This window comes from Algibacter amylolyticus (genome assembly GCF_014202225.1).
Lineage (GTDB): Bacteria > Bacteroidota > Bacteroidia > Flavobacteriales > Flavobacteriaceae > Algibacter_B > Algibacter_B amylolyticus.
In genome coordinates this window covers 544,479-557,748 of sequence record NZ_JACHGE010000002.1, presented here as the reverse complement: position 1 = coordinate 557,748, position 13,270 = coordinate 544,479, and the positions used below count along the sequence as shown (strand labels likewise).

The window sequence follows — 13,270 nt, the reverse complement described above, 5'->3', positions numbered from 1 at the left end:
TTTAAAACACTCACTATTGGCTACTTAAGCCTTGAAATTATTATAGTATCTGCCTCTCCTTGCCAAGGAGATATAAATTTTCCATTTTTAGAAACCGCTTCAATATCACTAAATTCTCCCGTTAAGGTATTAAACCACTGAACCGTTCTATTGTTATGATCCTTTCTTAAAAACGCCGCATCAATTCCATAGTTTTCTTTATGGATATAGAGCAAAACAGTTTCGTTATCATCGGTTAAATTATAAGCGCTTCCATTTTTCCATGGTGTTGGTTTCATTTTACTAAAATTGAATAGCGTAAACAGTTTTTGCATATGCTCGAAATATTCAAATTTTGGTTTAATAAAATTTTCTGGTTGCTCAAACGGGTTATAAATAATAACGTTCCATGATGCGCCTTGCCAATAGTAAGTGGTATATACTCCGGCAAATAAGCACATATAATTACGCCTTAAACAAATTTCCGCATTGGTATAATCGCCGGTAAACACTTTATACGGAGACTCTTCATACCCTCCGTGTTCTATATTAAAAACTGGTTTATCCTTAAACTTATTTCTGGCATCGAGCATTTTATTATAAATATCATGAACCCAATTTTGTGTTGAAATAAAATCTACCTTTTCAGGGAATCTTGAACAGTATTTAAAATCGTGTACAGATAACAATCTATTAAACTCATCGTTAGCTCTAACACGTTCTATTCTACCATGAATATAGGCCTCATCTGCCCTACCATAAAACAAGGCCTCTTTAGAGATATCCCATATTACGTTTGGAAACGCTTGATACCTTTTAACAACATAATCGAAATACATGTTATCTGCTTCCGTGTTCATGTCTGGCCACGCAACGAGTTTGTTCCATACATAAATCATTAAATGAGATACTATTCTTTTATCGTGCATTAAGCTAATGGTACGATCTAATTTTTGAAAAAACTCTGGGTTTAAAGCCGAATAATCAGGTTTTTCATTATTACCAAGAAAAGGAAATATATTTTTAGGCCCTCCAAATTCATGCTCTGGATGGTCTTTTAATTTTTCATCTTTCTTCCAACTTACATCGTACGAAAACACATTCATTACAACTTGATTGAATCCGCTTTCTTCTATTAAATTCAGTAAATGTTCTGTTTTTGGAAGATTCTTATCATTATGATAATCTAAAGCGTATAACCAATCACATTCAAAAGCTAATAAAAAATACGGTGTTCCATCTTCATAATAAAAATGCTGAGGATCTTCTTTATTAACAGTTACAGCACCATGATTGTTTTCTTTAGCTTCTGTAACTGTTACTTTTCCTTTTTTACCCGCTAATTTATTAGCATCTGCTTTGGTTTCAAATCTCCATTGCCCTTCTAAACTACTCGAAAAGCGTATAATCCATTCGTTATTGCCATTATAAAAACCTGGCACTTCTTGAATAAAACCGTTTTCGTGAGTGAAAACGGCCTTAAATTTAGCTGTATATGGTGATTTTACATCAACATTATTTGTAAAAGAAATATCTAATACTTCCCATTTAGGAATTTGGTATGTTTTATTCGTTTTATAGTTTTCCTTTTTTAATTGACTAAAACTATTAATTGAAAAACATAGCAAAGCAACTAAAATTACGTTAAAAAAATACTTCATACCTTTTTATTTAATCATTCCAATGTTCGTCAATCACTTTTTGGATATGAGGATACTTCGCTCCATCTTCCTCATTTAACTCTTTACGTTTAGCTATTAACTCCTCTTTTAAATCGGCAATAATCGTTTTGTATTTAGGATCGCTGTAAGCATTATTCATTTCTTTAGGATCTGCTTCTAAATCGTAAAATTCCCAAGCAGCTGGTGTGTGCAAAGTAAATCTGTTACCCCAACTTTTCTTATTCCAATCTACTTCAGGATTATCTGTATCTACCCAATATTTCCCGTAAAAGAAAATTAGTTTATACTGTTTTGTTCTAATACCAAAATGTGCAGGATTAGCATGTGCATGGGCCATATGCATCCAATATCTATAATAACTAGATTGTTGCCAACCTTCTGGCTCTTTGCCTGTTTCTAAAATAGTTTTAAAACTATGACCTTGCATTTTTTCTGGAGCTTTTCCGCCTGCTAATTCAATAAGTGTGGGTGCAAAATCTGTATTATTTATTATCGCATCGGTTCTTGTACCAGCTTTTATTTTTTCTGGATAACGCACAAAAAATGGCATTCTTAAAGACTCTTCGTACATCCATCTTTTATCAATATAATCATGTTCTCCTAACATAAACCCTTGATCGCCTGTATAAACAATAATTGTATTTTCATATAAACCTTCGGCCTTTAAATATTTAATTAATCGTGCCACATTATCATCAACTCCTTTTACACAACGTAAATATCTTTTTAAATACTCTTGATAAGTAGCGTGTATATATTCTTTTTCACTTAGACCATCTGCTTGCGTAGGGTCGAAATCAGGATTATTGTTTTTAGTGTATTGCTTGCTCCAAAGACGCATACCCATATGCCTGATCGTGTTTCTTTTTGAAACTGATGAACCAATAACATCAATTAAAGAATCGTTCTGACCTCGAGTTGCAATCGATCCATTATTTCCATTATCATAAAGACTTTCGGGTTCAGGAATCTCAGTATCTTTTAAATAATCTAAATATCGTGGTGCAAACTCAAAATCGTCATGAGGTGCCTTAAATTGATGAAATAACACAAATGGTTTAGATGGATCTCTCTTGTTTTTTAACCAATCTATAGAAATATCGGTAACAATGTCTGAACTGTGCCCTTTATATTGTTTGCCCTCATAACTTGGGTCTTTTTCTTCAGCAAAATGCATTCCGGTTTCAGTTAAGTAAGGATCAAAATACGAACCTTGCTGACCGTGCTTTGTAAACACATTAAAGTAATCGAAATTTGGTTGTTCTTTTAAATGCCATTTACCAATCATGGCTGTTTGGTAACCTAATTTTTTCATTTCAATAGGCAGGTATTGCTTATCCATAGGCAGTGCGCCTTCTAGATCTAAAACACCATTGGCTTGACTGTGTTGACCAGATAAAATGGCTGCTCTACTTGGTGTGCAAATTGAATTATTTACAAAACAATTATCGAAAATTATACCTTCTCTTGCTATTTTGTCTAATGTTGGTGTTGGGTTTAAGCTCGCTAACCTGCTGCCATAAATACCAAATGCCTGTGTGGTATGATCATCTGACATGATGTAGATGATATTTGGTTGTTTTGTAGTCGTTGTTTTTGTTTTCTTTTTTGTTCCTTCTGAGCAAGAAGAAAATGCTATGATTGCTAAACAGAGTGCAAGAATTTTATTCATTTTTTAGTTTTTTTAATCATGTAAATATCCATATATATACAAACAAGTAATATCACATATGTTTTTATTACGATAAATTATGGTTTATGTTAACATAAAAAAGGTTTCGCAAAATATGCGAAACCTTTTTTGAATATATCTTAATTAGAAAATGATTTAAGGTCTTTCATCTGGCTCAATAATACGTACATCATCTAAATAAATAGTTCCTGATCCGTTATGCCTAAAATACATATTATAATCATCAGCCGTTGCAGATGGTGTCACTAATTGAGTTCTTATCGTAGTCCATTCATCAAACGGTGCCGATTGGATGGTATTATGCCAAAATTGCGATACAGTAGCGTTTCCTCCCTTATTAATCCAAGGTGCCAAGAAATTTATTGCTGTACCAGAAACTTTGTATAATTTATATTCATACATTACAGGTACCCCAGCATTTAAACTAAATGTGTCTGTATAATTAATCCAAGCGGAAAAATTCCCTGATGCTGCTGCATCCATTTTTAAACTATTGGTCCCACTGGCTGCCTGCTCAGTCGATATACCTATCGTGGTAGTTGCTAAATTTTCTCCATCTCTTGGTACAAAATTTTCACCTCCAGTTTCAAAATCAAACTTAATAGCTTCATGTTGAAACATTGCAACTGGTAAATCTGTAAAAGCCTCTGGAACACGTGTATCTGTAGACAACAATGTGCCGTTACCATCATAACTTACTGTTATATCGTCATTTCTATAAATTTGGTCTGATAATTTAATATCAAGTATAGTAGCATCATCCAAATTAATAGATACTGAAGCAATATTAAACTCTGCTCCATTAACTTTTACAGAAAAGAACGATTCTTGATCTATAAATGCATCAAATTCACCATTAAATGGAACTTGAATAGTTTGATCTTTCCGTTCCATTAAATCGGTTGGTGTTACAACAAATGGTTGACTTGACGGAATCACTTTTATAGGTGATGGAATTCTGTAAAACTCAAAATCTCCGGGGATATTTTGTCCTGTTCTACTAATACTCAAAGTTGCTTTAAATATGCCTAATTTTTTTAAAACAATACTGGCATTTTGATCATTACTTTTTGCTGTACCTACATTCCACTCCCAAGTATCTGGCCTACCTATTGTTGTTTCATCAAAAAAGTTAAGTGTACCACCTGCTTCCACAAAGATAGTATCTTGTGGGTTTGTATGCCCAACTACACCTCCTTCAGCATGCTCTATTCTAATTTGTGGTACAATTGAATCATAAACATCTACAATAAATGTAGTATCTATAACCCATTTATCTCCAACTTGTTCTGCATCTATAAACACATTTTCTTCGTCTTTACGTCCTCTAAATGTTACTTTTTCATCAAAAACATTATAAAGTCTTACGCCCTGAAGTCCTGATTTTTTAAACCAAACACTTACTGTTTTTTCAGTAGAAGTACCAGAACCAATAATCTTTCCATCAAAAATTGAATCTTGTCTTGCAATTGGCATTTCTAAATAATAACTTCCTCCGCCAATAGACCATTCATGACTTACTACGCCTTGAGATAAATCGGCAAATGTTATATAACCATTTATTTTTGTTGCTAGATTTCCTTCTGTATCACTAAAATACCAACCCACATCTGAAAATGAATTAGGTGCTTCATAGTCATCATCTTTTTGACATCCTATAAAAAGAACTGCCAAAAGAAACATTAATATTACTATATTATTTTTCATGTTATAAATATTTATTTTAAATGTAACCTTGTTTAAAATTTAACTTATATCCACTTATGGTGTGGAATACAGTTTCGGGTTTGCCGTTTCTTCGCTATTTGGTATTGGCCAATACGCGTGTAACTCCTCGATGTAATTTGACGCAGCAGGTCCGCGTTCGTTATCCCATTTACTAACTGGCACATCATAAGTAGCTGGAAGCGTTACTTGAGGCCCCATTTCTTCAAGCTTCACTGGATCATCAGCAAGAATTGATTGCCAACGCGTTAAACTTTTACCATCTTCAGTTTCAAACTTAAGGTGTGCGGTGTAATAATGACGTTGTGCAAGATCTTCAAAGCGTTGTTTTGTAATACCCCAACGTCTTAAATCTAGTGTACGAATAGCATTACCTTCTGCAGACAATTCTAATGGTCTTTCAACATACATTAAATGATCCATAAGAGTAGTTGCTGTATAAGTAAGCTCGTCATGTTCATTTATTGGATATTCGCTCTCCGATGCTAATCCTAATAGTCTTACTGCTGAACGTCTTCTTACTTTGTTAATATATTTCAAAGCCTCAGAAACACCACTGTCGTCCGTACCTCCCTTAATTAAACATTCTGCATACATCAAATACACATCTGCCAAACGAATAACACGTACATTAACACCCGATCGTGAATTTGTTGCCGATATATTTTTCTCATTGTCTGTAATATCCCAGTTTGTATATTTTCTCCAGTAACTATGTTCTGCATTGTTAAATGGCGTAGCTTGAGGTAATGTTAACCCATAATATGAGCTATCATAATCATCTGGTAAAGCAATAGAAGCTGATGTTCTTAAAGAGAATGATCTTGGTACAGTTTCCATAATATACTCGCCATTTTCATCTACTTCTCTTATACCATTATCTCTAAGTTTTGGCCTTTCAACCGTATTTACCGGATCATTCATATCCAATGGCTCGCTTCTATATAAAGCATTTAACCACGTAGCAGGATATAAACTTCTAAAACCTCCAACAGGACTAAATGAAAAGTTTAATATACTAGAAGTTTGTGCTTGATCATATGCATTTAATTCAGCATTAAAATTTAATGAATATGCGACTTCTAAAATAGACTCTACGTTAAACTCATCTCTGGTTGTAAAATTACTTCCTATGTCTGGAGTTAAAGCATAATCATAATCTTCAATAACAGATTTAAAATATTGCGCTGCCATAGTATAGTCGCCATCATATAAATAGCTTTTACCTAATAAAGCAGTAGCTGCGCCTTTAGTAATTCTACCTAATTCATTATCTGCATATTCTGCACGTGTTGGAAGATTTTCTTGTGCAAACTCCAAATCTGCTAAATAAAACGCTTGAACAGCTTCTGCTGTACTAACTGGTTGATAAAAGTCTTCTTCATTTTCTGGAATGAAATCAAAAATTGGCACCGACCCTTTATTAAAGCCTGTGTATAAATAAAAATAAAACAGTCCTCTAAAACCTCTTGCTTGTGCTAAAATTTCTTTTGCATACAGCTCTGTTTCTGCGTTGCCAAAGGTTCCCATTAATTTTTCAGTAGCTATAATTACTTGATTTGCTCTAAAAATTCCAGTATATAATGCAGACCATTTATTATTAGGAGCACCAGAAGAATTATTAAATGTTTGTAAAAAATACACATTGCTGGTATTTGGCCTTCCCCATCCCGGAAAAGTCATATCACTTCGGTTATACTCATCTACAACAGACATTACCGATGGGTTTTTAAAAGCGTTATAAACACTAAATAAACCCGTATCTAAATCACCGATTGTATTCCAGAAACTTTCTGTAGAAATACTATTTGGATTTGTTTCTTCTAAAAAGCTTTTACTACATGCGAAGCATGTTATGGTTAAAACCATTACAAGCACCGCCTTTTTAAATATCATCTTTTTCATAATTTTTAATATTTTTTGTTAGTACTTAATTTTAATATTTTCATTGTTTAGATTTTTTAATTAAAAAGCAAGCTGAACACCAAACCTAAAACTAGAACTTATTGGATAATTACCTCTATCCAAACCTCTAGTAGCTAAGCTATTATTACCAACCTCTGGATCAAACCCTGTATACTTAGTAATTGTAATTGGGTTTTGTGCAGATACATACAATCTAACTTTAGAAATGCCATTTTTTTCAAGCATATCTTTTGGTAATGAGTATCCAATAGCAATATTTCTTAATCTTGCAAATGTGCCATCTTCTAACCAAAAATCTGTGTAACCTCTAAAATTTTCGTGATCACGACCTCTATTTGTTGGTATTGCAGATGTAGTATTTTGTGGAGACCATTGGTATAACAAATCTCTATGTGTACCTGCTTTATACGAATAAGCTTTACTACCATTCATAACCTCTGCTCCAAAAGAAGCATACCACTGCATTGAAATATCAAAATCCTTATAATTGGCTCCAAAGTTGAAACCCATTTCAAATTCTGGAGAACCGCTACCAGCATATTGTCTATCATTAAGATCTATAATACCATCACCAGCATCTGGAACACCATCTCCATCCGTATCTACTGTAAGTGCGTCTACATATCTCAAATCACCTAAATTGGCGTTGCCTCCTACCAGTGGATTATATGCGTCCAATTTTTCTTGAGTATCAATAATTCCATCTGTTTTAATTAGGAAAAAAGAACCAGCTTCATAGCCTTCTGCTAATACAGATACCAAATCTTCATTAGGCACACCTTGTACAACCTCACTATTATCTAGATATTGAATTTTATTAGAACCACTCATTTTTGTAATTTCATTAACATTCTTAGTGAATGTTAAACCAGCGTTCCAAGAAAAAGTACCAGCTTGCTTATAGTTAACAGTCCACTCCATACCTTTATTAACCATATCTCCAACGTTTAGAATAACGTTACTGTTATTTCCTGTACCTACACCTACAGATGGAGGTAGGATAACACCTAGTAATAAGTCTTCTTTTTTAGTATTATAAAAATCTGCCGAAACGTTTAACTTATTACTAAAAAAACCTAAATCGAAACCTATATTATCAGAAACAGAAGTTTCCCACTTAATGTTTTCATTTGCAAATGCCTCTTGTATTGCCCCTTGTACCAATCTATCATCCTCTTCTGGACCAAAAATATAATCTCTATTGTTTACAATTACTGCTGCATTACTGTAATCCAAGAAATTATCATTTCCTACAGTACCATGACTAGCTCTTAATTTAAATAAAGAAACCGTTGGTTTAAGAAACTTCCAAAAATTTTCATCAGATACATTCCATCCTACAGATAGGGACGGGAAAGTATTATAGCGGTATTTTTTTGAAAATCTAGAAGATCCATCTCGTCGTGCACTAGCACTAACTAAGTACTTTCCTTTATAATTATATTGAATTCTACCTAGCAAACCTAAAGTTCCTCTACTTACATTTTGAGAAAAGTTAGTTCCAGAACCCACAACAGGATCATTTAAAGCTCCATTTAAAACCGTAATATCATTATTTACTAAATCTTTTTTCTCGGCAAAAAACCAAGCATTTTCATATTTTTCAGCTGAATATGCTGCTGTTACTTGAATATTATGACGTCCAAACCTTCTTTTATAGTTTAAGATATTTTCAATAGTAGATCTTTGCGATCTTCCACTTTCATTTCTAACACCAGACCTATTATTTGATGGTATCAACTCTCCATCTTCATCATAAGTTTTAAATAAAGGATTTATTTTTATTCTTGTATTGTTATTATATGATAGTCCTCCTCTAATGGTATATGTTAAATTTTTATCTATTTTATAATTTGCAGTAATATTAGCATTAAAGTTTTCTGTATTCCTATTGTCTCTTTGCTTAAACTTAACTAAATTATTACTTAAATTCTGAGCATCAACATTATCTGGTCCTGGGTGCTGAATAGTTTCAACATCAGGATCTAACATTTGAGAGTATGGATTATATCTATAAGCATCTAATAAAAATTGCCAAGGCGCAAATTCGTGCTGTTCTATACCAAATCCCATACCTGTGTTAACACTCCATTTACCTTTTTTGTATTGTGTATTAGCTCTTACATTAAAACGGTTATATCCCGAATTAATAATAGTTCCTTCTTGATCAAAAATCGTAGCATTTACACTATATGTTAAACCTTCTTTTCCTCCAGAAATCCCCACACTATGGTTTTGAATAGGAGCAAAATCATTTTCTATAATATCTGTTAAGTTTGTATTATTTGTTAATTGGTGAGGCCCTTGAACAATAGGCGTCCATGTATTACCAAAAGTAGTACCATTTAAGACAGCTCCACTTAAGTGTTTAACATATAAAAAATCTTCTGTTTCTAATAAAGGGACTCCTGAAGTAATCATTTGAATACCATAATAGGTGTCAAAATTCATTTTCATTATACCTTCTTTACCTTTTTTAGTGGTTATTAAAATAACACCACCGGCACCACGAGTACCATAAATTGCAGCCGATGCGGCATCCTTTAATACATCAATGGTTTCAATTTCATTCATACTCAATTTTGGATCCCCATTAAAAGGAATACCATCTACCACATAAAGAGGGCTGCTACTTCCAAGAATGGAACTAATACCACGAATTGTAATGTTTGATTCTGAACCTGGCGCACCGTCAGAAGCTTGAACATTAACCCCTGCCACTTGGCCTTGAAGTGCTGTTCCTAAATCTGCAGTTGCAGACAAAACAAGAGCTTCGTTTTTAACCTGACCAACAGCTCCAGTGACTTCTTTTCTTTTTTGAGTACCATAGCCAACTACTACAACCTCATCTAGTGCTGCCACATCGGGTTGCATAATTACGTTCATTGTAGATTTTCCATTAACAGGAACTTCTTCGGCCAAATAACCTATGTAGGTAAAAATTAGCACACTTTTAGAATCTGTTTTAATTTCGAAATTTCCATCAAAATCAGTAACAGTTCCCGTAGCTGTTCCTTTAACCAAGATACTTACTCCAGGAAGAGCCTGCCCCTCTCCTGTTACATTTCCGGTTACGGTTGTTGTTTGTGCCTGCACTAAACTAAGACTGATAACAAAAAATAGTATTGTTAAAAGAGTTTTGTGTCTAGACCCAACAAGTAAATTACATTTCATATTTAAATTGTTTAATGTTTAGTTCCACAAATTTTGTTTTTCTTCACGCATTGAACGGTAACAAATGATTTTTTAAACAAAACATATGGATAAAATCATAAAAAATTGTTAAAAAAGGACTTTATGAAGCCAATAAAAACGGGTTTTTACTAAATATCCGTGTAGAACTAAGGAGTCTACGTTGTTAGAGGTTTATTTTATAAACAAAAGCGTAATCACCAATTTTTACTTTTGATGGTTGTATGGTTAATTCGTTGCTATTTTGTTCCCAAATGATGGTTTCATCACTACCTAAAAGTTCAATACTCTTAATGGTTTGATCTTTATTTGATAATGATTTAATATAAATAGGCTCTGTAGACCAATCTAAAACTGTAGCATATAAGGTTTCTCCTTTTGTAGTGAACCGAATATCTTTTGCTGTATTGTCTTTATTTTTATGTTCGCTTAAATGACCTTCAATCACTTCGGCAGGGCCTTCGCCATAAATTTTCCATGGTCGAGTTCCGTAAATAGCTTCTCCATTTACAGTTAACCATTCTCCCATTTGTAATAGTCGCTTTTCAACTTCTTCAGGAATTACACCTTCTGCAGTAGGTGTTATATTTAATAGAACGGCTCCATTTTTGCTTACAACATCCACTAAAAAATCGATTAATCTATTGGTTGATTTATAAGCAGGGTTTTGAATATTACACCAAGCATTCCAATCTATGGAATCATCTGTTAACCAAGTAAAATCTTTCTTTTCACTCATTCTAGATCGCTCCAAATCTAAAACTGCCGATCCTACCGCTAAATCTGTAAACTTATAAGTAACCACAACATCTTTACCTTTAGCTAGTCCTTGGTTATAAAAATTGGCTAAAAACTGTTTTCTATAGTCTTCTCCTATAATATCCATTTTATTATCAAACCAAACAATATCAGGATCGTATTTGGTTGTTAATTCGGTTAACCTATCCAACCATTCTTGATTAAATTTATCATCTGGTAAAGGATTTGTTGGCTTGTTTGCCATAACAAAAGTACCCTCCGGAACTTTTGGTCCATAAAGGCCTTCGTAAAGCGGATTGGAAGCATCAGTATTTTCATCCCAAGTAGGGTACCATGAATATAACCAATGACGATGGTAAGTGGTAATAAATTTTAAACCTCTAGATTTTATTGCTTTTTCCATTTCGCCAACAACATCAATTTTTAGCCCCATGTCTTTAGCATCCCATTCTGTTAAATCACTATCCCACATGGCAAAACCATCGGCATGTTCTGCTATAGGTCCTGCAAATTGTGCACCTGCTTTTACAAATAAATCGGCCCAAACATCGGCATCAAATTCTTCTGCTTTAAACATGGGTATAAAATCCTTGTATCCAAATGTATCCAAGTTTCCATAGGTTTCCTTATGATGCTTATTTATATCATGCCCATTTTTATACATCCACATAGAATACCATTCATTTTTATATGCTGGTACAGAATATGGTCCCCAATGGAAATAAATACCAAATTTTAAATCTTTATACCATTCTGGTACTTCATATTTCTGCAATGATTCCCAATCTGCTGTATATTTTGGCGCACTTAATTCTTTTTCTTTTGAACCTTTCTTAGAGGAACATGATACTAACAAAAGAAAAATTATGCTTTTTATAAATATGCTTTTGTTCATAAAAGTTGTTTTTATAATCCTAAAATAACTTCAGGGTAATCATTAAATGCCAATTCATCTATATCCTCTTGTTTAATGTTAGTTTTCCAAACGTATACATGCTTTAAGCTATTTATTTGTGCTATTGTTTGTAAACTTTTTGAGGTTATTTGAGTACCGTATAGGTTTAAACTCGTTAAACTTTTTAAATTAACTAATGAAGTAATAGCAGCATCTGATAAAGGATTATTATTTAATTTTAGCTTTTGAATATTAGGTAATTGACCAACTATTTTCAAGCTTTCATCTGTTAATTGATTATCTTCTAAAGATAACCAAATAATATTTTCTTTTATGGTAAGTAATTTCTCAAGCTTCTTTAAAGCTCCTTGACCATTATCTTTACTCAGTGAATTCGGAGTCAAAACGACTTCATATAGCCCTGAATCGAAAACAAGTTCTCTTAAAGTAAACCCTTCTTTTTCAAGGTCTACAATTTGATTAGCTGTTACCATATTTACTGTTGGTAAAGCAATATCTCCCCCTTTTGCTCCGGAAGGAGACAAACCTAGCATAGTGCTTGCAATACCCGAAATATCTTCTGGAGTTTCAACGTTTGCAACAGTAGTATCAAAATTTCCTTTAGCGTTATCTATCCAATAGGTTAATATGGCTATTTCTTCTTCTGTTAAAGGGGTTTTCCCTTCTGGTGGCATAAAATCATCGTGATGCGGTTCTAAAAGTACACGCTTAATCATTTCCGATTCCGAGGCATTTCCTGAAATTAATATTTTACCGTTTTTCCCTCCTTTTAAAATCGCTATAGAATCGTGGAAAGACAAACTTCCTTTTTTCTTACTTTCATTATGGCAACTAGCACATTTATTATCCAAAATAGGACCTACCAAATGATTAAAAACCTGAGCATCTTCTAACTTTGTTACAGCTACAAGTTCTGTTTTTTCTTCTTTCCCGAAAGGGAAATATTTTACTAAATAATCGCTTCCATGTGTTAAATTACCTCCATAATGCCCTGTAACACTTAATAGAATAACTAACAATGTAAGCCCCGAAATATTAGGATGCAATCTATTTAATTGGGCTATTTTTATTTTTTCTATTCGAATTAACCATGCTAAAAAAGCTATAGCTGTAGTTGCTATACCAAACCAAAAGTGCGTATCCAAAGCGTCTACTTCATAATCACCACTTAAAGATAGCATATATCCTAGAACACAAGCGACTGCACCACTTATTGCGCCTAAAAACAATGCCAAAGGAATACCTGTAGTTAACATTGGATTTTTTTTCCATCGACTAAAAACTTCCAATACAAAAGCAAAAAACAAAAAACCGATAGGCAAATGCACTACAAGCGGGTGAAACCTACCTAAAAACAATACAAAATCTGGAACACTATTATCCATATATCTTTTTCTT

7 protein-coding genes are annotated in these 13,270 nt (G+C 33.3%); all 7 read right to left on the bottom strand.

Translation table 11 applies throughout. The annotated features are described in order from the left end of the window. Positions 1-20: 20 nt before the first annotated feature. Positions 21-1,640, bottom strand: coding sequence for a DUF5060 domain-containing protein (locus HNQ90_RS07295; protein WP_144117209.1), 1,620 nt, complete (start codon positions 1,638-1,640; stop codon positions 21-23). A gap of 10 nt (positions 1,641-1,650) precedes the next feature. Then, positions 1,651-3,333, bottom strand: coding sequence for a sulfatase family protein (locus HNQ90_RS07290; protein ID WP_144117207.1), 1,683 nt, complete (start codon positions 3,331-3,333; stop codon positions 1,651-1,653). Between the two features lie 156 nt (positions 3,334-3,489). Beyond that, positions 3,490-5,061, bottom strand: a complete 1,572-nt coding sequence (locus tag HNQ90_RS07285; protein ID WP_144117205.1) for a hypothetical protein — start codon at positions 5,059-5,061, stop codon at positions 3,490-3,492. 54 nt (positions 5,062-5,115) lie between these two features. Next, positions 5,116-6,984, bottom strand: a complete 1,869-nt coding sequence (locus HNQ90_RS07280; protein WP_144117203.1) for a RagB/SusD family nutrient uptake outer membrane protein — start codon at positions 6,982-6,984, stop codon at positions 5,116-5,118. 60 nt (positions 6,985-7,044) lie between these two features. Next, complete coding sequence (locus tag HNQ90_RS07275; RefSeq protein ID WP_144117202.1) at positions 7,045-10,179, bottom strand: SusC/RagA family TonB-linked outer membrane protein; 3,135 nt, start codon at positions 10,177-10,179, stop codon at positions 7,045-7,047. A 184-nt stretch (positions 10,180-10,363) separates the two neighbouring features. After that, entirely contained in the window at positions 10,364-11,851 is a 1,488-nt protein-coding gene (locus HNQ90_RS07270) for an alpha-L-fucosidase (RefSeq protein ID WP_144117201.1), read from the bottom strand. Between the two features lie 11 nt (positions 11,852-11,862). Further along, positions 11,863-13,257, bottom strand: coding sequence for a DUF2231 domain-containing protein (locus HNQ90_RS07265; protein WP_144117200.1), 1,395 nt, complete (start codon positions 13,255-13,257; stop codon positions 11,863-11,865). Between the last annotated feature and the right edge of the window lie 13 nt (positions 13,258-13,270).